The organism is Vibrio sp. 1727, from assembly GCF_033344415.1.
In the GTDB taxonomy this organism is placed as follows: domain Bacteria; phylum Pseudomonadota; class Gammaproteobacteria; order Enterobacterales; family Vibrionaceae; genus Vibrio; species Vibrio alginolyticus.
This window is the reverse complement of the sequence record NZ_JAWPOT010000009.1, coordinates 1-20255: the sequence shown is the minus strand read 5'-3', so window position 1 is coordinate 20255 and position 20255 is coordinate 1. Positions and strand designations below refer to the sequence as shown.

Here is a 20255-nt window from a genome sequence, read left to right as displayed (position 1 = left end):
AAAAGGTTCCGATGACGCCGTGAGGGATAAAGCGCTCGGCTACAAGCGCTTTGGAAAGGAGACGTCATCGGAGCCTGTGTTACTCGACTCGAGTGATGGTGACTTTCGCACCTGGGTTCAAGAAACGATGGTTCGCAGAAAGTGCTGAGTTTACTAATCCATCATCTTGGCTAACAACACCCGCATGGAATGCAACAACGTCATTGCTGTCATTGCGAGCAGCATTGAAGCCCTCACCGCCACCTGCTGGACCCGGAATGGTTGCGGCAAGCTCATCGTTCAGTTCCGTGCCCGAATCCCAAACGTTCATGCTCATTTCGTAGCTTTCACCTACTGCGAGCGATTTGAGCGATAACCCCGTTTCGCCAACAAAGGCATCGTTGGTATTCACGAACATAGACGCCACAGACAAGTAACCGTAACGACTAGGGTCAACCGTGATGGTGACTTCGTCCGATGCCCCCGGCAACACCAATCCATTACCCGAAATACCTTGGTAAACACTGTCATTGCTGTTCATCAACTCAATCAGTTCGGCGTTACTACCGCCTTCGGCAAGATGCTCAAGTTCAATAGATGCAGCTTGGCCAATTTCAAACAGTTGATAGTCACCATTGTGAGTGAGTACCGCAAGCGGAGACATAGGTTGATTCGCAGTCAAGTTCGCCACGTTGACGGTGTAGCGGTACGATTTCACTACATCGTTATCATCATCGCTTGGACAACCGGCGAGCAAGCCGACTGAAGCTGCTACTAGTAAGATTCTGTATTTCATACATCCCCCTTACTTCACAACGATTGTGATGGTTGCAACCGGGTTTAACCAACGATGGCTGCTGCTGTCTAGGTCACTGATGCCGCCAGTTGGGTCGCTATCACCAAGGTTACCCGGATGCACGTGAACTTTGTCGTTAGTTACCGTTGCTTCAACGCCTGTGCCGCCAGTACCAAAGGTAATGAAAGGTGGGTTTGGCATGCTAGACGCAAGCTCATCGTTCGCTTCTGTACCAGCATCGTAACTTCTTAGCGTTGCTCGGTATGTACCCGCTTCCGTTGGAATCTTCCAGCTATCTAGACCGACGAAACCGTCATTGGTTGGCAGCAGCATCGCGCTCAAAGAAAGATAACCGTGGTCGCCACTGTCCAAGGTGAAGGTGGTTGCAACACCCGGATTCAAAATACCGCCAGCAGGGTTCTCGACCACCGCACCACCAGCGTTACCAATTACACTAGCAAGACCAGAGATATCACCGCCTTCTGCCATTGCTTCTAGTTCTGGCGTTGCATCTTGACCCGTTCTGAACATTTGAAGATCAGAGCCATGTGCAGCAACAATAAGTGGCGTAAAGTAGATGCCTTTGGTTGCGTTTGTCACGGTGATTTCCAATTCCGCCGCATTCACTGATGCAGAGCCTAGTGCCATAGCGACTGAAGTCATGACGAGTCCGAGTTGGGTACGTTTTTTCATTGTGATTCCATCCTTTAATGAGGGTTGAACTACCCAAGCCCATGTGTACGGCTTTACTTCTTTGTTCGTGACTTGAGTAGGTTAAGCATTACGTTTCGAACGTTTTGCGTTCTTGCCTCTAAGAATGACGAGCAAATCTATCAGCAACTTCATCGAATTCTCATAAAATTCTCACAAGTTCTGTTCGAATTCTGCCAGCAGCACTTTTTTACTCTTAATCAGGTATTTACACGTCGCGCTTTCCCCTCCTACAATGCGGTATTCTCTGTTTAAATCACGATTCTCACCATGATTCATAACGTTCTGTCTGCCTACTACGGCGAAATCTACGGCATCGCTTTTTTCAACCACTACTTGAGCCATTACGGCCAAAGTGAACAACAAACACTGTGGCAAACCTTGATTGAAGTGGAAGAACTCACCGCAGAAAAGCTCAAACCTGTACTGCTAACAAATGGCATGGATATCGAAAGTCGACACCAAGAGATGCTGGATAAAGGCTTGGCAGATGCAACCAAGTGGATTGGTTTACCATGGCAAGAGTTGGTGGCGACTCTTCTTAAGTGGGTGGAGCCTTATGAGGTCAAGTATCGAGAGTGGCATGAAGAAGTGAACGCTTCACAGCAGTATTCAATCGCTGAGCGAGAAGCTATCGAGTTGATTGCAGACCACGAAACGGCCATTTATCACTGTTGGCAGCAATACCATGCTGGTGAATCTGGCTTGTCTGCACTCAATGCATTTTTGGCAAAATATCGTTAAAGCGAGACGGTGACACTTGAACCTCGTGAAACCGTACCAGACAATATCGTTATTCCGCTGCGAAGAACTGAACAATTATGGTTAATCCAAAACTCATTGCCCTACTTCCTGATCTTGCTTCGTTTATCCTAGTGGTAAACGAAGGCAGTTTTACCGCTGCAGCCAAACAACTCGGCGTAACGCCATCGGCTTTGAGTAAGTTGATCACACGGTTGGAACAAGCCCTCTCGGTGAAACTGTTTGAGCGCACAACTCGTAAGTTGATCATCACTCAAGCAGGGCAAAAGGTTTACGACCAAAGCATCGCAATGGTGAATGCCGCGCAGCAAGCCGTTGAGTTATCTGCAGAAGATCATGCCGAGCCAACAGGCGCACTCACAGTGGCAGCTCCCGAAGCGTTTCTTAATTCGGTGCTTCAGCCATTTGTGTTGCCATTCCTAGAACGTTATCCAAATATTCAGCTTAAGCTGCGTGCAGCAGATGGTGAGATCGATTTGTTCCGCCAAGGAATTGATGTCGCCTTTAAGCTCACCGACAAACCCGATGAGAATCTGGTACTTAAAGAGATCAGCAAGACCAATCTCGTTTTATGTGCCTCTCCAGATTACCTCACCAAACACGGTATGCCTGAGCATCCCACTGAACTTGAGCAGCACGACTGCATTTACCTTGCCGAGAACGACAAAGACAACATCTGGTCATTCTTTAAAGAAGAAGCATTCCACTCCATTGCCGTGAGTGGACGCTACGCCGTCAACCATTCTCAAATGCGCTTGAACGGGGTTAAGTCTGGCTTGGGAATTGGGATCTTCCATGACTTCGTGATCAAAGACGCGTTAGAGCAAGGAGAAGTGGTGGAAGTATTGCCGGATTGGATGATCAAGAGTAACTACCACGGCGCTATCGCGATGCAGTATGCGCAAACCAAATACATGCCTGCTCGTCTGCGCGTGTTTATCGACTTCGTTAAGGAGCATTTAGTCTCCGAGGACACTAACCATGCTTGAGGATACGAGCCATGTTTGAAGAGGCTAACCATGTTTAATGCCATTCATCACGTCGCGATCATTTGCAGCGACTACCCAAGGTCAAAACGCTTTTACACTGAAGTGTTGGGATTAAAAGTCATTGCTGAAAACTATCGTGAAGCCAGAGACTCCTACAAGCTTGACCTCGCTTTACCTGACGGCAGCCAAGTGGAACTGTTTAGCTTTCCGGGCGCACCAGAGAGACCGAGCTTTCCCGAAGCGCAAGGCCTGCGACATCTCGCGTTTTTGGTAGATGATGTTGAACAGGTGAAAGCCTACCTAGAATCGAATGACGTTGAAGTTGAGCCAATTCGTATTGACGAATTCACAGGCAAAGCCTTTACCTTCTTCCAAGATCCAGATGGCTTGCCACTGGAGATTTACCAGAAATAAAAAGAGCCAGCACGTCGCTGGCTCTTTTACTATTCCATTCTTTGTCTTTACTAATTCAACGCCGTTTTCAGCTTCTCGACGCGGTTAAACAACAGCCAATCCAGTGCGAGAACCGTAACAATTGCCAAACCACCCATCGGGAACGCCAAGCACAATATCACCAACGTTACTAAGCCAAGCTTCCAAATACCGTCTTGCTGAAACTTAGGTGGCGCGCCCAATGCAGCACTGCGACTTGGTCTACGAATCCACCACATCACCACACCTGTAATTGAGATTAAGATGAACGCCAAACAGAACACCACGTTGAGCACTTTGTTAAGCACACTGACATCACCTTGATGCAATGACACACCTGCCGCCATGAACTTGGCAAATAGGCTGTAATCTTGCCACGTTACATCCACCAACAAGCGACCGGAATATTGGTCAAAGTGGCTGGTGCGATCTTGTCTTGGGTCGGAAATGTCGCCGCCCATAGAGTTAGCTGCAACGGTGTAAACGCCCGTCTCAGAGCGCGGCAAAAACAACTTATAACCAGTGAAGCCCAACATTTCAGCCTTGAGGATGATATCATCAATGGAGAGCGCATCATGGCTGCCTGCGTATGCCATCTCTTCCTTCATGTTGGCATGATCATGAGCGGGCTTATCTTTCGATTCAGGCACAGCAGCAAGCTCTAAGTTCCATGGCATCTCTTCTGAAGCACCATGGTTAAGATCTTTGTGTGTCAGTGTGGATTCCGGTTTCTCACCCCATGTGTAATAGGTTGGGAAGGTATTCCAAGCTTGTACCATTTTCGCACCCCAGATCCCTGCCCACGACAATCCTGAAATCAAAAAGAACAACAGCACAATCGACAGCACACCACCTAAATTCGCATGCAGGTCACGAATCAAAATTCGAGGGCCATTGTTAAAGCGGATTTTCAAAAAGCCGGCGCGGCTGGCGTTGTCTCTAGGTAACCAAAGGTACAAACCAGACACCAACAGCAAAATCCCCAAACTTGCGGCGATTTCAATTAAGCGGTCACCTAGGTCGCCGATGAGCAAGGTGCCGTGAATGCTGTTCATCAGTTCATAGATGCTATCACCACGGTTAATGGTGCCTTGTACGTCTCCTGTGTAAGGATTTACTGCAACAATCAGAGAGCTGCCTTCTTGGTTTTGAATCGAGAATCGGTTGGCAATATCGGCCGTTTTGGCAGGTACAAATTGGGTGACATTAAAATCGGGATACGCCTGCTTTACGGTTTCTAATTGTGCAGAGACAGGAACCATTTGCTCTTGTGGTGAAACCTGTAATGTCGCTTCGTATCGAGCCAGTTCGATTTCATCATCAAACAACATCACCAACCCCGTTAGGGAAAGCATCAGCATAAATGGAATGACGAACAAACCTGCGTAAAAGTGCCATCGCCACGTCATAAAGTAGATGGATTTTGCGCGTGAGGCTTCCTTGAGTTGAGGCTTTGCCGAGTTTCTCAACATGTGTATTTTCCTTTTTTCATTGTTGAACACCCAAATTCAGCCAAACGCATCCTGCACATACACATTCGTATGCGGCGTTATTTGACTTAGATTTGGGAGTACCACTGCTCGAAGTGGCAGTGTTGCTGACTATATACCCAAGTGACTTCAAGATGCTGGATTCAGAGCGTTGTCATTGATTCGAGTGCAAAGAAAACAACGCTGTGTAATAGACCACTCTTTCCAAGTTGTTTGAAGCAGCAATCGGAGCAATGACACGCTCCCAAAGGGCGAGTTGCCTTGGCTTGTATACTTTGTTGTCGATATCTTGATCTAGACCCACTAGACCTTTAAATCGCCGCCGCGTCTACAAACCAAGTCATTCTCGCTGAACCAAGCATCTCGAGGTTACTTGGGTATCGTGTAATTGTTTTCGTTATGAGAAAAGGGAAACCGGCGGCGCTCTAGGAACTGGTGTTTCAAATCGCACACTTAGAGCCAAATAAGCGTAGCTGTCAGAAGTCACCAAGCTCTGTCTTGAAAGTATCGGTGTCGTTGGAAGTGTATCGTGATGAAAAGTCGAGAAGTGGCTAAACGGACAAGGCTTACCTTTGTGGCTAACCGAATTGTCGCCCTCTTCTATTTGAACCAATTCAAAACCGTTAAGCGTACATAGCGTCGCCCACACGCCCATGCTGTTACCATGAGCATTGATAACAGGCATCAGCGTCACTAGCACCCAACTGAGAGCACTAGCAAATAACATTGAGCGGTAAAAAGGAATTAATCTACGCATAACGGTGACTTAACAAATTTCACACAGCGTAACCAATTCTGAGTGGTAGCTCAAAAACAGGATCAATAAGTGCTTGCTACCTCACAGGTTTTCTTGAATGCATCGATTGACAGGCGCAAAAAAGCCCGCCGAAATGGCAGGCTGATAATGTGTTCATTCATTACTTAGAAATAACGCGTAACCCACTGCCACGAGCAAATGCTCCGCTCAGTAGATAATTAGCCGAACAACTTGCTCCAAATGCTTGGATTGCGCTTGTCGTGGTACTCTTCACGAAGACTATCGATTTCACGCAGTTGAGCTTTTGCTTCTTGTAGCTTGCCCGCATCAAGATCCGCTTCAATCTTATCTAGCGTTACCGTCAGTTTGTTAAAGCCTTCTAAGTAAGTATCAAACTTCTCTGGTGGGTAATTACCACGCTTAGATTGTTCAACAATCGCTTGCAAGCTATCAATCGCAGATTTCATGGTTTCGACATCAGATGCTTCTGCCGCCTGTTTGAATTCCATCTTCATCTGTTTCATGTTTTGTTTTAAATCAACCGCTTCTGCCATTGCGTATGTTGAGCCAAACGCAATCGCACACCCTAGGACTAAAGGACGTAACATTTTTCACTTCTCCATTTATAGTGCCGAATTCTGTGTCGGCTTTATTCACCCAAATAACCTACGCCATAAAAGGCGAAAAACTAGCTTATTTGAGTATTTCCGGGTCGCAGTGTAAAGCAATCTGGCGTCAGGTGCATACCTTAAATGTAATCAAGTTTATGCGTTGAGAATGCTGTCATATTCTGCAATTGGTTTACGGCCTCTCAAAGCTAAGAAAGACAAAAACTGCTGAGCGGTGCGAGTAATCACTTTCTTGCTATCAATACCCACTTTGTCCATTAACTCTCCAACCAACTCCAGATTACCAACATCGTGACAGAAGTGCGCGTCACTGCCCGTGGTGAAGAAAACACCGAGATCTTTCCCGATTTGTGCAATCTCGTGGCAACGGTCTACGCTGCCTACTCGGCTGTTACCTTTCAGCGTGGTGTTATTAATTTCAATCGCTACATTGTGCTCTTTCGCGCACGCTAAAACGGTCTGAAAATCAAAGTCGAAATTTGGATTACCAAGATGACCGAGCGCATCAATACGACCACTCTGAATGACATTAACAAGTGCTTCCGTGTGAGTTTGCTTGTTTGCTGGACGAAAAACGGGTTCATGAAAACTCGCGATCACCCAATCTAAGTTGCGGTCCACACTCAGTGGAATATCAATGTCGCCTTCGGTATTCATAATGTTAGATTCAACGCCGCGAATAATCGCAACGCCTTCAAGAAAACGAGGCAGAATTTTCTGGTTAGAGAAGAACCAGTAATGAGGCGCACCCGGCATTAATTCTGCGTGATCGGTCGTGCAGAACATATCCAGCCCGTTCTCTTTTGCCAACTTTGCATTTTCAATCAAGGTACTGTACGCGTGACCACTGGCGTACGTATGTGTATGGGTATCAACTTTAAATTCCATCATCCACTCTCTTAGGTGCGCTATCTTGCGTGCTATTGTATACCTTCAGGCAACGCATCGTCAGCTCAAGATAAGCAAGAACCCTAAACTTGCTCTTCACTAATGGCTTTTATCAAGGGTAAAGCTTTTTCCCATCCGTGATTAAACATGGAAACAAAGTCATTGTGAGTATGAATGGTAACATTGAGTAGTAAACGATCGTTGTTGGTATCGATCTGGTAGATCTCTCGCGATCCGATCCACCTAGATGCTAGGTCAGCATCGAGTTGTTGACGATTATCCGGATTAAAAATGGCAACATGATGAAATTCAAGTTTTTGAAGCGGTAGCACCGTATCTATGATCGCCCTTGTCCCGCCCATATCTGGATCAAAAAAAGTGATGCCACCTCCTTCTTCCCAAGCTCCTTCAAATTGAGACTGCGGTGAAAAGGCTTGTGCCCAACGTTTATACAACTCAACATCGGTTAGCACTTCCCACACTCGTTGCGGTGTCGCCGAAATTTCGACGTAATAATTTAGCGTAAGCATGATTTCTCTCCCTGAACCTTTCTTGACGCTAGCCCATACTCAAAAAAAATCAAACCACACGACCAATTTATCTACCTGCCCCCTTCATTTTCCGACAGACTAAGAAGTTCTCGCTTGTAAACCACCACTGCGATGCGCCGTAAAACGAACCCAACATGTGTTCAGTATGATTGCGAGCACTATTAAACTCATCCCAACAATTTGACTTTGACTCATTCGGTCTTCAAAAAACAGGCTCTGCCAAACCGCAGTGAACAATAAGTTAGTAAAAATGAGTGGCGCAAGTTGAGAGCCACTGCTTGCCAGTTTATATGCTTTGGAGCGAAAAACTTGGGTGTTAATGATCATCAGAGACATCATACCGATCCACAGCGTATTTGAAGAAATCTCAGGCGCCATAACACTCATATTAAGTAACACGTCGAAGTCGTTAAACAAAGTTAGCGGCAACAGAAATACGGCAGCAAAACCAAACGCCCAAAAGTTGATTTCTAGCGGCGACATATTTGTTTTACTCACTTTATATAACGTAAGCTGAGAACCAGAATTGAAGAGTCCACCAGCCAAGCCGAGCAATAAATCCGCTCGCCATGTAATCTCACTTCCACCGCCCGCCAACATAACCACACCAGTGAACGCCATTGCTAAAGCCGCCAATGTTGAAACACGAATGCGCCCCCTCATGAACAGCTTTTCAACCAAGGGAATAAATAATGGGCCAGTAGCAAACAAAACGACCCCCTCAACGAGCGTTAACGTTTGTAATGACGCGATAAAGCAAAGTTGTGACAAACCGATACAAAGAGCACGCAATAAAATAGGCTTTAGCGTGCCCGCTTTAGGAAAGGTAAGGTTTTTCACACGAAGTAAGATAAGCAAGATAAGCGCAGGCACTAAAAAACGTAAGAAGCTAAATAGTGTGACGGAAAGTTCGCCTGACAACTGCTTTGCTAACAGTCCAGTAACAGATAAGCTTAACGTAGACATCAACATGAAAAGGATAGATTTATTTACAGCATTCATTCAATACTCCTTAATATATGGAGCATTTTAAAAGACATCACTTATCGTAAATAGCGAGTAATATTAACCATTGATGTAAGAAAAACTTACAGTTTAACTTATCTATCACCAGCTACGGTTTTTAAATTATGCGGAAACTAGTCCCCTTAAAGTCCATCTACGCATTTGTTGCAGTAGCTGAGTCTGGCAGCATGACAGAAGCAGCACAGATATTAAGTGTGAGCCACTCAGCCGTAAGTCAGGCAATTAAATCGCTGGAGAGTCAAGTCAACAAGCCTCTATTTGATCGCATAGGCAGACAAGTTCAACTCAACGCGGACGGTAAAAAGTATTACAGGAAGGTGGCACCCGCTTTAGAGCAAATTGTCGATGCAACGGAAGCACTCATCCAAGATCAGAACTTGCAGCGTGTTACGCTCAATATGGTGAATTCATTGGCTCTTCACTGGTGGATTCCTCGAATGTCAGATTTACAAGGGTTTGCTCCTCAATTAGACGTTCGTTTATCAAACCTGTCTGGCAGATTCAATTTAGAACAAGAAGGTATCGACGCGGCCTTGGTGCATGGAAATCCCGAAGAATGGCAGGATTACTACTGCGAAAAGCTCAGTGAAGATGAACTGGTTTTGGTGTGCAGTCCTGAATTGATAGCGAAGACAAAGGACTCAAACATCACTCAACTCTTAAAGCAATATCCCATCATTGAAGTTACTAACGAGCGAAGAAAAAATGACTGGAACGTGTGGCAGGACGCGACGGGTATCCAGCGACCTAAAAATAAAAAACCAATCACTTTTAACATGTCGATACAAGCCGTCCAGGCCACAACTCGTCGTTTGGGGTTATTGGTCACTCATCGCTTGTTTGTGAAGGATGACATCAAATATGGTCAGCTAATCGAGCTGGGTGAACCCGTCATTAATCCTCATCAACAGCTTTACTTTGTATGCCCGCCACACAAGCTAAAGCTTGAATCGTTTCATCTGTTGCGATCTTGGCTACAACAATCATTCAACTATTAGAAACTTTTGTTAAGCACATTCACTGAAAAACTAGTATAAAGTTAGAAGAGCACTTTTCATCCAAGGATGGTTTATGAAGCAGTATCAAATATGGCTAAGCGCACTCTGTTTTGCAGTATCTTTGAGTACGACCGCTGAAGTAGAAAATGATAACCGCCTTTCAGAACAAGGGATCTCCACGGCAATTATTGGGGGTCAGCAGGCTACCCAAAACCAACTTCCTTTTTTTGCACGTCTTATTCTACATAAAACTGGCGCTAATCAGTTTGCCAATATTTGTGGGGGAACCATTGTAAACGACCGCTTCATTTTAACTGCGGCCCACTGCGTAGAACCAAGCGTTTTTACTGATGGCTGGACAATCAACGATCTACGAGTGCTAGTCAAAAACCCTACGATGAATGACGTGTTTGTTGAAGAATTCAAAGATGTTCGCTCTATCACGATTCATCCTGATTATGTGCCTAGCGATTTATGGATTAATGACATCGCTGTCCTTGAATTGACTAGACCTATCACCGATAACGTCCAATCCATCACTTTACCGCAAGACTTTGGAGACTACAGCAGCAAGTCAGTTTATCAGATATTCGGTTTAGGTCAGACCTCAACCAATGATGAAAGCCCCCCTAACTATTTACGCTGGGCAGAAGTAAAACCCCTTACCGACACCCAATGCGCTTCGTTGGTAACAGGGTTTAACGCTCAGGAAAGTTTATGTGCGAATGGATTTCCTGAACGAAGCTACACTGGCATCTGTCGTGGTGACTCAGGCGGTCCTCTCACCTATCAAGACAATAATGGCATGTATCAGCAAATTGGCATTGTGAGCTACGGTTCTTCAGTTTGCGAATCCGCTGCGATTCCAAGTGTGTTTACCGAGATTTTGAACTATGCAACATGGATTGAGACCCAAACCAGCTCAGGTGTAAAAACCAGTTATAACGCCCTCTTAGCAAGTTCGGAAGATTATCATAGCGAAGGGGACTCTGGCTTTGAGCCTGTCGATACCAACACATCTGGCTTTGGTAACAACGGCAGCAGTGGCGGCGGTGCTCTCGGATCAGGGTTGATCATGCTTGGAGGCTGGTTTGGTTGGCTAAGACACCGCAGAAATTATTCGCGCTCCTAGTAGCGTCAACAAGACATCATAATATCTTGCGCTTAACGCGAGAGTTAATGATGTCTTCAATCATCTTTTGCTCTTTTTTCGCTTTTTCATAGTTCTGCTTAGTACGCCAACGTTCAAGCACTTTTTCTAACCCTTGAACGCGTGCCTGCTTGTGTTCTAGCGTTTTCTGTACAGATGCACATTCCGCTTGCATAACGGCTTGCTCTTGCTCGTGGTGACGAAGCATTCTTTGTAGCATTTGGTCAACACGATTAAAGTTCATCAAAGCCGCGCTCGTCAGCGTCGGGCCGGTTCGGGTTGATTGTCCAGCGTGGCCTTTCAACGCCGACAACTGTTCCAATTGCATTGAAAGATGGGAGTGACGCTGACGCATGGCATCAAGTTGTTGACCCACACGGTCACGCTGTTTTTCTTCCATTTGCTGTAACTTGCCTACGGCTTTTAACTTGGATTTCATTTCAGCCTTGTCACTCCCATTTGATTAAGCACTTTGAAAAAGCTGCGCGAGCTCGGTCAAACTGGTTGGGTAATCTACAGACTCGTTGGCAGCTTGTTGTAGATATGCACGCAAATTTGGATACATAGCAACAGATTGATCTAACTCAGGATCTTGTCCTGGTTGATAACCCCCTAATGGCAGTAACTCTTTAACCTGAAGGTAGTTGGAGTACATTTGACGGAAGTTATTCGCAATCGTGCTGTGTGCGTCCTGCGTACAAGTATTCATACAACGGCTAATAGACGCGTTGATATCTATCGCGGGATAATGCCCTTGCTCAGCCAGTTGACGCGATAAAACGACATGCCCATCTAAGATGGCGCGCGCGGAATCCACGACAGGATCTTGTTGGTCGTCCCCTTCTGCCAATACGGTATAAATTGCCGTTAAGCTACCATGTTGATTTTCACTGTTACCCGCTCGCTCTAGGAGTTGAGGTAACACGCTGAAGACTGAGGGCGGATAACCACGAGAAGCTGGAGGCTCACCGAGCGAAAGAGCGATTTCGCGCTGTGCCATGGCGTATCGGGTTAGAGAGTCCATCAGAAGTAGAACGTCTTTGCCTTGGTCTCGGAAATACTCTGAAACGCGATGACAAAGTAGTGTCGCTCTTAACCTCATTAGCGGGGATTCATCAGCAGGAGCCGCGATAATGATCGCTTTCTTGCGCGCTTCTGGGGTTAAGTTTCTCTCGATAAACTCACGTACTTCTCTGCCTCGCTCACCGATAAGCCCGACCACAATTACATCGGCCTCCGTGTTTTTGGTGATCATCCCCATTAACACACTTTTACCGACGCCACTGCCAGCCATCAAACCAATACGTTGGCCTTTGCCTACCGTCAATAGTCCATTAATCGCACGCACGCCTACGTTGAGTGGTGTATCAACTGGGCGTCGCTTCAGTGGGTTAATCGGTTTTGGTTCAAGTGAAACTCGCTCTCCCCCCTTAAGCGGTGCCCCGTCATCTAACGGCTCACCTAAACCATTCAGTACGCGTCCTAACCACTGAGAGCTTAGCTGCACGGTACTGTCACCATCAAGAGGGATGACTTTTGCACCTGCAAACAGACCGCCTAAACGGCGGATAGGCATGAGGTAAGCAATAGTGTGTTCAAAGCCCACAACTTGCGCTTCGATCATATCGCCTTCCGCGGTTTCTACGAGACAACGCTGCTCAAGCTTAAACCGACACCCTACGGCTTGTAACATTAAGCCGTTTACTTTTATCAATCGCCCTGTTACGCGAGCAACAGGGATTGAATCGAGCGAAGCCAAGGCTTCGCTCAAACGCTCACTTAATAGTTCATGGCTTAGGGTATTACTCATGCTCAGACTCTACCTGTGGAATACTGACTTCATCCAAAAGGTGTTGCTTTACATTGTCCATACAGGCTTCCAAACGAGAGTCGCAGCTCGCATCCGCTTCTGCGTCATCAGTCACTAACTGACAGCCACCAATAGGAAGCTCCGTATTAGGGACCAGTTTCCAAGATTGCGGCAAATCAGCATTGATGTGAGTAATGCGCTCTAAATCTTGCGGATTTAAATGCACAGTTACTGTTTCCGCTTTACCAGGCATGGCAGACAATGTCTCGTCCACCAAAGCTAGGATCTGCTGAGGCATTAAAGTGAGCTCGGCACGAATCACTTGCTGAGCTACCTTTTGTACCAGTTCACAAATCATATGGCGTTGTTGCTGTTCTTTTTCATCTTGCCAACGAGAAAGGGCGTGAAAAAGTTCATTGACAGGCTTCGCCGCCTCCAAAAAGCCTTGCTTTCCAGACTGCTCACCGGAAACAAAGCCTTTTTGGAAACCTTCTTTTTGGCCTTCCAACAGACCTTGTTGCTTGCCCTGTTCGATACCTTGGCGTAAGCCTTCCTCATGTCCTTGTTGCAAACCTTGTTGAAAACCTTCTTCAAGTTGCTGTTGGATATCTATTTGAGGTTCTTGCCAGCCTTGGTTATCTAGCCCGAATTCGTCTTCGATAGTCTTAGGTTGCGCTAAAGGCGGAAAACGGTGTAAACGATACCCGCTCGGAGGCAATCGCATAGTACTTGATTTTGTCTCTAGCATGACCTTACTCCACCGTTGGCTCTTCATAGAGAAGCAGCTGAACTTCACCAGATTCATCCAGCTCACGTACCATTTGCATGATGTCTTGACGTGCTTTTTGAACTCGACTTAACGCAACAGCGCCGCGTGCGTCCATGTCATCTTCTAGCGCTTTCACCATACGTTGCGGCATTGAACGCTTAATAGCTTGTTGTAAGGTAATATCGGAACCTTTTAGCGCAACTGCCCACAACTCTAGCGGGATTTGCTGCACCAACATGTCCATAGTTTCTTCGCGTTGTCGGCCAAGAACCATAAAGTCGAACATGTTTTCTTCGATTGCATTAACAACATCTTCATCATGCAACTTCAGCATTTCCATCAATGAACCACGGTCACCTTCAAAGCGGTTAATGATATCTGCTGCTTGCTTAACACCTGATAACGGCGTGCTTTGACTTGCGGATACTTTTTCGATGCAACGCTCAACGAGTTCATGCAAATCAACGGCAACTTGATGATCGATATCTTGCAATTGAGCAATACGGAACAATATTTCGTCATGGTAATCTTGTGGCAAGTGCTTCAATACCGCTGAAGAGCTGTCCGCTGGCAAATACGCTAGAAAAATTGCTTGCATTTGTGGGTGCTCATTCACAATGAAACGAGCGAGAGTTTCTGCTTCCACCCACTGTAAGCGCTGCATATTGTTGCGAATTTCATCGCCATATAAGGTATTTAATAACCCTTTTGCCAAATCGTTACCCAACGCTTTGCGCAATGTATTAGATAGGTATTCCTTAGAGGCTCCTCGAATACCGCTGTGCTCACGGAAATCTTCAAAGAAAGTTTGAATAACACCACGAGCAGAATCGCTCTTAATGCCATTTAACTTCGCCATTGCACGAGTCACACGCTGGGTTTCATCACGGCTAAAGTGTTGCAAAACCTTCGCTGCGGCATCCTCGCCCATGCCTAATAGCACGAGCGCGGTTTGTTCAACATAACTAAGCGTCTGCTTTGATAGAACTGTGTTCATTGATGTTTACCCATTGTTTCAGTATTTCGGCTACGCGCTCTGGCTCTTCATTAGCAATAAGCTGTAGGTGTTTCAATTGAATTTCTAATGGCGAACCTGCTGGTGGTAGCATGTCGCTGTTTACATCTAAACCTGAAGAGGCTGAGATGCCTTTTTCAGATAGGCGGCGATCAAGTACTTCTTCATGCTCGCGCTCTTCACGCGTTTGCAAGTTTTCGTAGTCAGGTTCTTCCTGGGGCTCAGCAAAATTTAGCTCAGGCACAGGTTTATCAACGCCAGTTAGGTGCATGATTAATGGACGCAGTACGAAGAAGATCATCGCCAAGCCTAACAAGCCACCAATAACGTAGCGTATTGGCTGCTGTACTGTAGGGTCTTGCCACCACGGCAGTGCAGGAGGAGCATCAATTTCAATTGGGGTGAAGTTGAAACTCATTAAACTTAAGCTGTCACCACGTGTGGCAGAGATACCAACAGCATCCATGATCATGTTTGAGATTTGCTCTTTATCGGCTTCACTCCACGCGACACCATCTGGCGAAGCTTTCGAGTTCAACAGAACCGAGACACTAAGCTTTTCTATTTGGCCTTGTTGGTATTGAGTACGACGAACACTGCTCCCTACAGCATATTGACGATTCACTTCAGATCGCGCATTCGTGTTTTGGCTATCGTTCGTTTCCACTTCACCAGATCCTGTCACTGGCGGTTGGTTACTTAGAGAACCAGGAACACCCAACGCAATTTGATCAACCGAGTTGTTATGAATGGTGTGCTCATTACGCACAACCGGTGCGTTATCCAAAATTTCTTGTGTTTCTTCAACTTGGCTAAAGTCCAGATCGGCAGCGACTTGTACTCGGAAGTTACTCGGCCCCACAATCGGCGTAAGCATATCTGCTGCGCGTTGGATGATCTGTTTTTCAACACTCTTCTGGTATTCAAGATATTTCGCATTTACTTTACCAGCTTCCGCAGAAGCGACATCCGCACTAAGAAGACGGCCATACTGGTCAATGACAGAAACAAATTCTGGCTTCATTGCCGTGACACTGCCGACCACTAGGTTAATGATCGCTTCAACTTGTTCAGGCTTTAAGTCTTCACCAGGTTTGAGCTCAAGCATGACAGATGCTGAAGGATTCTCACTGTTTTGGCGGACGAATAGAGTTTGACGAGGTATTGCTAAATGAACACGCGCGTTCGCTACTGAGTTCAAAGACATGATAGTACGTACTAACTCACCTTCTAAACCATGACGATAACGCGCCGTTTCCATAAATTGGCTCGTACCAAGAGAGCTATCTTCCTTGAGCGAATCCAAACCTGTCGGCAGCTTAGCTTTAACACCTTTTGATGCAAGCAACATGCGTACCTTCGCAACCTCACCTTCTGGTACAAGAACTTGTCCATTTTGCTCTTGCATGCGGTAGCTTACGCCTTCGCTTTCTAATACCGACACAATTTCGCCGATATCAAAACGCTCTTGCTGGCTATATAGCGGACGAAAGCTCTGCGAGGAACTCCATAGTGCAACCACAATAATCGCTGCAACAATCGCAGCTAACACCGCAGATAGCACTAAGTTTCTCTGACTGCTAGACCAGATTTGCTTCAGCTTCGTTGTCACATCGTCCATGCCGTTGGCAGTAGAAAATGTCTGTGCTGTGCCGGTAGCCAGAGCTGTGTTTCCGGCGACTTGGGGGGTTAGTTCTGACATGAATTACACCGGCATCTTCATAATATCTTCAAATGAGGTCACGACTTTGTTGCGCACTTGCATCAAAGCATTAAAGGACAAGCTGGCTTTTTGGCTCGCGACCATTGCACCAACTAGGTCATCACTTTTTCCTGTTTCTACGGCCGTCATTTTTTGACTAGCCACTGATTGATGTTGATTCACTGTATCCAACACATTTGTCATCGCTTGTGAGAACGATAAAGGTGCGTTTAGTGATTGTTGATCTAAAGGATTTGCACTCACGATAAACTCTGGCGGCTGCACTTGTGCCTGCATCGCCTGCATTTTTGACAACATAAGTTGCTCTGCCGAGACCGCATGAGTAGGTTGACTTGCCATCTATTTTTTCTCCTATTAGGCAGCCGAGCCTAGTGCCGACTGTAAATCAATACCATGTTCTCGCATTGCTGCGAGCTTGTAGCGTAGCGCTCGAGTAGAGACTCCAAGCGCGTTTGCGGTTTTCGTTCGGTTTCCACCAAACTGACGTAACTTTTCCAAAATAAACTGATATTCAGCTTGCTTCTTCGCTTCTACATGACCAAAACTTGAAGTTGGCTCTGCTGTAGGAACTGACGCGACAAGCTCAATAGGCAGCATCAGGTCATGGGCTGTAATGTAATCACCATGACGCATGACCAAAGCGCGTTGAATGACATTTTCCAACTCACGAATATTGCCCGGCCAGTGATACTGACTCAGCGCACTAATCGCATCTTGGGATAGGTGACAGCGGCTGCTATCTTGATACTTTTCAATAAAGAATTGGCTAATCGGTAGAATGTCCTCTTTTCTTTCACGCAAAGGCGGCCAGTGCAGAGGCAGCACATCTAATCGATAATAAAGATCTTCACGGAACGTGCCTTTTTGAACTTCCTCACGTAAGTCTTTGTTGGTTGCCGCAATAACACGAATATCGAGCTGAACGGCTTTATGGCTACCAACACGTTCTACTTCACGCTCTTGAAGGACGCGTAACAATTTCGCTTGAACCGCAGGTGACATTTCACCAATCTCGTCAAGCAGAATCGTCCCGCCATTTGCTTCTTCAAACTTACCGCTTTGAGAATTTGTCGCTCCGGTGAACGCGCCTTTTACATGACCGAATAGCACAGCCTCTAACATTGACTCTGGAATGGCGGCACAGTTAACCGCCACAAATGGACCATTGATACGCGGAGAGTGCTCATGCACATATCGCGCCAGCACTTCTTTACCCGTTCCCGATTCACCTGTAATAAGCACACTCGCGTTAGTACATGCTGCACGATGCGCTAATTGCAGAACTTGTTTGCTTCTCCAAGACTCCGCAACAATGTTGGCCATTGGCTTACCTAACGCTTCAACACGTTTAAGCAGATTAACCAACTGATTAGATTCAAATGGGCGTAATAGATAATCAGTAGCGCCCGCTTTCATCGTCTCAGCAGCCAAGATGCCTTGTTCTTGGTCGACAATCGCAATAACAACACCCGAATTTCGCTGCTTTTGGTGACACGCGACAAACTCACGAACACACATATCCGGCAGCGTAGAGCTCACTAAAGTGATTTCTGCTCGCTCTTCAAGCAAAGCGCCTCGACCAGTACGAGTGTGTTTCGCGGTGTAACCTGCATTTTGCAACACATCCAATACTGGTTGAGCAAGAGCTTCATTTGGCTCAACCAACAAAATTTTCGTTTTCGTCATCATTGAACCTTAACTTTCGTTTGTTGATTTTGTGATTGTAGATCTGGGTGGTGTTTCGTAGCCGTATACTCGTTGTCCCTCACTAAACGCAGGGTGACACGTCGGTTTTTTGCTTGGCCATTAACCGAGTTATTGCTGGCAATTGGGTAACGCGAACCATGAGCTCGTGTTTCGATCATCGACTCGTCGACCCCAAGCTCAATCAAAGCGTTGGTGACTTGCTCTGCTCGAGTACGTGACACAGAAAGGTTCGTTAAACTTGAACCAACGTTATCGGTGTGACCGTCGATGAGGATTTTGGTCACTCGATCATCCACAGATACATAGCTATACAGCGCTTCTAGTGTTGCTTTCTGTCCACGACTTAACGTCTTCTGACCAAACTCAAATGAGAGCGCCATATCCCTTGCCTCTGAAAAAGACAATTTAGGCAATCGCGCGCGACACGCATTAAATGATTTCAATGCGTTTTGAATTTGAAGAGTAGGAATCACAATCTCTGAAACAGAGGAAGCATTACTTCCTTTAAGTGACAGCGTCACCCAACTACCCGAAGCAATTGAATCCATGAATTCTTCAGCGCCTTTATTAAAGATGAAACGCTGAGACGGCTTAGTAAATTCAAGGGAGCCAAATTCTTTTCTATAAAGCTCATTACTCCAAGGAGCATTTTGAGTTGTTAAAGCAATCGTTTTCCATTTATTGTTTTCATATTCTATATCGGAAATAAAATAGAATTTATTATTAGGTTCCGCTAGGAAATAAAACTTCCCATAGTCATTATTTGATTGCAACAAGTTGCATTTGAATTTATTTCCCTCATATGTCCATTTAGAGAGGTCCATAGGGATTGTTAAGACTTCTTCTGAATATGACACTTTTGAAAAAATAAAACTGATAACAATAATTGTGTTACAAATTATCAAACGGACATGATTCATGTATATCTTACATTCCCATGACTTAAACCGTTTAATTAAATATGCCACCAAGCCGAGAGAACTGGCATAGCTAATCATTTTAATTACCTATTCTGAATATTAAAATTGGTTACAAAACGCTCAAGAGAGCACGCTTAGCCTCCAATGGAAGCTTTAAGCATAAAAAACAGTATCTTATAATTTATTTGTTTGAAGTTGTTGTTACGCCATAAAGGCAATTTAAAAAATCTATAACAACTAAAACGCTCAACATTGTTATTTTATTTATTAAGCGATTTATAAAGAAAACTAACTCTTTTTAAATTTCATTAAAAGATTATGACTATATGAACAAAGCAACATGTGAACTAAAGTCACAATCTTAGAGTTTGGAGCTAAAAGATCATTAAAATTTCTGTGTAGACTACACGCCATTAAGTTAAAACACTTTCGATTATTAACGCACGGTAAAATATAAATGGAAAATAGAGTTAGCGAGCCTATTTCTGATAGTCAACTACTTGATGTAGAATTATTAGGCAAACCTATTCATATCATTCGTGAGAAGCTCGATAATTTAATTTCAGAATCTTGCTCAAACCTTACGACTGAATTACAAAATTGGCTCAGCACAGGAAAAGTGGAAGCTAGCTTAACCTCAGTAGACTTGCACCGCTTTACATCGGTTGAGATGGACAAAGAGCAAACGTCGACCTATCAACATCAGGAAGGCGGCATGGTATTCATCCATGGTAACCCTCACACGCTAATAAAGTTGGCTGATAGATTTTATGGTGCAAGTGCAGAGCGCTCAGCCGCTACTCTGACGGCCAGTGACTTACGTTTACAAGAGCGCATCAGTCGAATCATCATCGGTTGGCTTGCTCCTGGTGAAATGTGGGACACGGGTGAGTATGAGACCCCTAGAGGAATTGGCATTAACGTTCAATTAAACATTGCGTTTGACGATCATCAAGGCTCAATTCATCTCAAGCTAGATGGTCATCTTATTCAAACGCTAATCGAGCAGCTTGAACTGCAACCTGATACCGATTTGTTTCAACCTTTCTGTCGTTCTTTAGAGACGACCCCCGTTCGACGGCTTTGTTGCTTAAATCGATGGAACTAAATCAAAAAGATACGATCTGATCGGCTACACCCATCAAGCATCGTA

General features: G+C 45.4%; 21 protein-coding genes and 1 pseudogene. 6 read left to right on the top strand and 16 right to left on the bottom strand.

The genetic code is table 11. The features are described 5' to 3' along the window. Nucleotides 1–79: 79 nt before the first annotated feature. Nucleotides 80–775 (bottom strand): spondin domain-containing protein, encoded by a 696-nt coding sequence (locus tag R8O10_RS10435; protein WP_318191362.1) that lies wholly within the window; start codon nt 773–775, stop codon nt 80–82. Nucleotides 776–784: 9 nt separating this feature from the next. Then, the gene (locus R8O10_RS10430) at nt 785–1468 is read right to left on the bottom strand and encodes a spondin domain-containing protein (RefSeq protein WP_318191361.1); all 684 of its coding nucleotides are present in this window, start codon (nt 1466–1468) and stop codon (nt 785–787) included. Nucleotides 1469–1756: 288 nt separating this feature from the next. On the opposite strand from R8O10_RS10430, the gene R8O10_RS10425 reads away from it, so the two are divergent. The 3 genes from R8O10_RS10425 (at nt 1757) to R8O10_RS10415 (ending at nt 3651) form a co-directional block, all read left to right on the top strand. Next, nucleotides 1757–2230, top strand: coding sequence for a hypothetical protein (locus R8O10_RS10425; protein ID WP_318191360.1), 474 nt, complete (start codon nt 1757–1759; stop codon nt 2228–2230). 77 nt (nt 2231–2307) lie between these two features. After that, nucleotides 2308–3237, top strand: coding sequence for a LysR family transcriptional regulator (locus R8O10_RS10420; RefSeq protein WP_042601221.1), 930 nt, complete (start codon nt 2308–2310; stop codon nt 3235–3237). 30 nt (nt 3238–3267) lie between these two features. Next, entirely contained in the window at nt 3268–3651 is a 384-nt protein-coding gene (locus R8O10_RS10415; RefSeq protein ID WP_009704980.1) for a VOC family protein, read from the top strand. Nucleotides 3652–3701: 50 nt separating this feature from the next. Here R8O10_RS10415 and R8O10_RS10410 read toward each other — a convergent pair whose 3' ends face one another. From R8O10_RS10410 to R8O10_RS10385, 6 genes are all read right to left on the bottom strand, one after another. Continuing rightward, nucleotides 3702–5141 (bottom strand): PepSY-associated TM helix domain-containing protein, encoded by a 1440-nt coding sequence (locus R8O10_RS10410; protein WP_169629142.1) that lies wholly within the window; start codon nt 5139–5141, stop codon nt 3702–3704. 415 nt (nt 5142–5556) lie between these two features. After that, on the bottom strand, nt 5557–5916 hold the full coding sequence (locus R8O10_RS10405) for a hypothetical protein (protein ID WP_080276971.1): 360 nt from the start codon (nt 5914–5916) through the stop codon (nt 5557–5559). Nucleotides 5917–6134: 218 nt separating this feature from the next. Then, nucleotides 6135–6524 carry a cytochrome b562 gene (locus R8O10_RS10400; protein WP_021035869.1) on the bottom strand — a complete coding sequence of 130 codons (390 nt, stop codon included), beginning with the start codon at nt 6522–6524 and terminating at the stop codon, nt 6135–6137. A 156-nt stretch (nt 6525–6680) separates the two neighbouring features. Further along, nucleotides 6681–7433 carry a phosphatase gene (locus R8O10_RS10395; RefSeq protein WP_042521750.1) on the bottom strand — a complete coding sequence of 251 codons (753 nt, stop codon included), beginning with the start codon at nt 7431–7433 and terminating at the stop codon, nt 6681–6683. Between the two features lie 83 nt (nt 7434–7516). Then, entirely contained in the window at nt 7517–7963 is a 447-nt protein-coding gene (locus tag R8O10_RS10390; RefSeq protein ID WP_025768591.1) for an SRPBCC family protein, read from the bottom strand. 99 nt (nt 7964–8062) lie between these two features. Beyond that, nucleotides 8063–8986 (bottom strand): DMT family transporter, encoded by a 924-nt coding sequence (locus R8O10_RS10385; protein ID WP_025768592.1) that lies wholly within the window; start codon nt 8984–8986, stop codon nt 8063–8065. A gap of 128 nt (nt 8987–9114) precedes the next feature. Here R8O10_RS10385 and R8O10_RS10380 point away from each other — a divergent pair, with 128 nt between their 5' ends. Both R8O10_RS10380 and R8O10_RS10375 read left to right on the top strand, forming a co-directional pair. Beyond that, nucleotides 9115–10008, top strand: a complete 894-nt coding sequence (locus R8O10_RS10380; RefSeq protein WP_053307935.1) for a LysR substrate-binding domain-containing protein — start codon at nt 9115–9117, stop codon at nt 10006–10008. A gap of 73 nt (nt 10009–10081) precedes the next feature. Continuing rightward, nucleotides 10082–11140 (top strand): S1 family peptidase, encoded by a 1059-nt coding sequence (locus R8O10_RS10375; protein WP_025768593.1) that lies wholly within the window; start codon nt 10082–10084, stop codon nt 11138–11140. Between the two features lie 16 nt (nt 11141–11156). Here R8O10_RS10375 and fliJ read toward each other — a convergent pair whose 3' ends face one another. Genes fliJ through R8O10_RS10335 form a run of 8 tightly spaced genes read right to left on the bottom strand, consistent with a single transcriptional unit; the run spans nt 11157 to nt 19180 of the window. Continuing rightward, nucleotides 11157–11597 (bottom strand): flagellar export protein FliJ, encoded by a 441-nt coding sequence (gene fliJ / locus R8O10_RS10370; protein WP_318191359.1) that lies wholly within the window; start codon nt 11595–11597, stop codon nt 11157–11159. 24 nt (nt 11598–11621) lie between these two features. Further along, entirely contained in the window at nt 11622–12968 is a 1347-nt protein-coding gene (gene fliI, locus R8O10_RS10365; RefSeq protein WP_053350026.1) for a flagellar protein export ATPase FliI, read from the bottom strand. Continuing rightward, nucleotides 12961–13716: a flagellar assembly protein FliH gene (fliH, locus tag R8O10_RS10360; protein ID WP_005375050.1), complete on the bottom strand. Its 756-nt coding sequence runs from the start codon at nt 13714–13716 to the stop codon at nt 12961–12963. Before fliH ends, fliI begins: the two co-directional genes overlap by 8 nt. A 4-nt stretch (nt 13717–13720) precedes the next feature. Further along, a complete protein-coding gene (locus tag R8O10_RS10355) occupies nt 13721–14734 on the bottom strand; it encodes a flagellar motor switch protein FliG (protein WP_005375048.1) in 1014 nt (337 codons plus the stop codon). Beyond that, nucleotides 14703–16454, bottom strand: a complete 1752-nt coding sequence (gene fliF, locus R8O10_RS10350) for a flagellar basal-body MS-ring/collar protein FliF (RefSeq protein ID WP_318191358.1) — start codon at nt 16452–16454, stop codon at nt 14703–14705. Before fliF ends, R8O10_RS10355 begins: the two co-directional genes overlap by 32 nt. Nucleotides 16455–16457: 3 nt before the next feature. Continuing rightward, a complete protein-coding gene (gene fliE, locus R8O10_RS10345) occupies nt 16458–16814 on the bottom strand; it encodes a flagellar hook-basal body complex protein FliE (RefSeq protein ID WP_005375045.1) in 357 nt (118 codons plus the stop codon). 15 nt (nt 16815–16829) lie between these two features. Beyond that, complete coding sequence (locus R8O10_RS10340; protein ID WP_031778880.1) at nt 16830–18161, bottom strand: sigma-54 interaction domain-containing protein; 1332 nt, start codon at nt 18159–18161, stop codon at nt 16830–16832. Then, a complete protein-coding gene (locus R8O10_RS10335; RefSeq protein ID WP_213893260.1) occupies nt 18161–19180 on the bottom strand; it encodes an OmpA family protein in 1020 nt (339 codons plus the stop codon). The genes R8O10_RS10340 and R8O10_RS10335 overlap by 1 nt, the downstream gene beginning before the upstream one ends. A 379-nt stretch (nt 19181–19559) precedes the next feature. On the opposite strand from R8O10_RS10335, the pseudogene R8O10_RS10330 reads away from it, so the two are divergent. Further along, a pseudogene (locus tag R8O10_RS10330) lies at nt 19560–20180 on the top strand (flagellar motor switch protein FliM); the annotation flags it as partial. Nucleotides 20181–20255: the final 75 nt, after the last annotated feature.

What these genes read in the sequence shown, in the direction of transcription:
- R8O10_RS10390 (WP_025768591.1), bottom strand. Translation starts at nt 7,963, where the DNA reads ATGCTTACGCTAAATTATTACGTCGAAATTTCGGCGACACCGCAACGA.
- R8O10_RS10415 (WP_009704980.1), top strand. Translation starts at nt 3,268, where the DNA reads ATGTTTAATGCCATTCATCACGTCGCGATCATTTGCAGCGACTACCCA.
- fliH (WP_005375050.1), bottom strand. Translation starts at nt 13,716, where the DNA reads ATGCTAGAGACAAAATCAAGTACTATGCGATTGCCTCCGAGCGGGTAT.
- fliF (WP_318191358.1), bottom strand. Translation starts at nt 16,454, where the DNA reads ATGTCAGAACTAACCCCCCAAGTCGCCGGAAACACAGCTCTGGCTACC.
- R8O10_RS10380 (WP_053307935.1), top strand. Translation starts at nt 9,115, where the DNA reads ATGCGGAAACTAGTCCCCTTAAAGTCCATCTACGCATTTGTTGCAGTA.
- R8O10_RS10420 (WP_042601221.1), top strand. Translation starts at nt 2,308, where the DNA reads ATGGTTAATCCAAAACTCATTGCCCTACTTCCTGATCTTGCTTCGTTT.
- R8O10_RS10355 (WP_005375048.1), bottom strand. Translation starts at nt 14,734, where the DNA reads ATGAACACAGTTCTATCAAAGCAGACGCTTAGTTATGTTGAACAAACC.
- R8O10_RS10425 (WP_318191360.1), top strand. Translation starts at nt 1,757, where the DNA reads ATGATTCATAACGTTCTGTCTGCCTACTACGGCGAAATCTACGGCATC.
- R8O10_RS10335 (WP_213893260.1), bottom strand. Translation starts at nt 19,180, where the DNA reads ATGATTAGCTATGCCAGTTCTCTCGGCTTGGTGGCATATTTAATTAAA.
- R8O10_RS10375 (WP_025768593.1), top strand. Translation starts at nt 10,082, where the DNA reads ATGAAGCAGTATCAAATATGGCTAAGCGCACTCTGTTTTGCAGTATCT.
- fliI (WP_053350026.1), bottom strand. Translation starts at nt 12,968, where the DNA reads ATGAGTAATACCCTAAGCCATGAACTATTAAGTGAGCGTTTGAGCGAA.
- R8O10_RS10405 (WP_080276971.1), bottom strand. Translation starts at nt 5,916, where the DNA reads ATGCGTAGATTAATTCCTTTTTACCGCTCAATGTTATTTGCTAGTGCT.
- R8O10_RS10435 (WP_318191362.1), bottom strand. Translation starts at nt 775, where the DNA reads ATGAAATACAGAATCTTACTAGTAGCAGCTTCAGTCGGCTTGCTCGCC.
- R8O10_RS10430 (WP_318191361.1), bottom strand. Translation starts at nt 1,468, where the DNA reads ATGAAAAAACGTACCCAACTCGGACTCGTCATGACTTCAGTCGCTATG.
- R8O10_RS10400 (WP_021035869.1), bottom strand. Translation starts at nt 6,524, where the DNA reads ATGTTACGTCCTTTAGTCCTAGGGTGTGCGATTGCGTTTGGCTCAACA.
- R8O10_RS10410 (WP_169629142.1), bottom strand. Translation starts at nt 5,141, where the DNA reads ATGTTGAGAAACTCGGCAAAGCCTCAACTCAAGGAAGCCTCACGCGCA.
- fliJ (WP_318191359.1), bottom strand. Translation starts at nt 11,597, where the DNA reads ATGAAATCCAAGTTAAAAGCCGTAGGCAAGTTACAGCAAATGGAAGAA.
- R8O10_RS10340 (WP_031778880.1), bottom strand. Translation starts at nt 18,161, where the DNA reads ATGACGAAAACGAAAATTTTGTTGGTTGAGCCAAATGAAGCTCTTGCT.
- fliE (WP_005375045.1), bottom strand. Translation starts at nt 16,814, where the DNA reads ATGGCAAGTCAACCTACTCATGCGGTCTCGGCAGAGCAACTTATGTTG.
- R8O10_RS10395 (WP_042521750.1), bottom strand. Translation starts at nt 7,433, where the DNA reads ATGGAATTTAAAGTTGATACCCATACACATACGTACGCCAGTGGTCAC.
- R8O10_RS10385 (WP_025768592.1), bottom strand. Translation starts at nt 8,986, where the DNA reads ATGAATGCTGTAAATAAATCTATCCTTTTCATGTTGATGTCTACGTTA.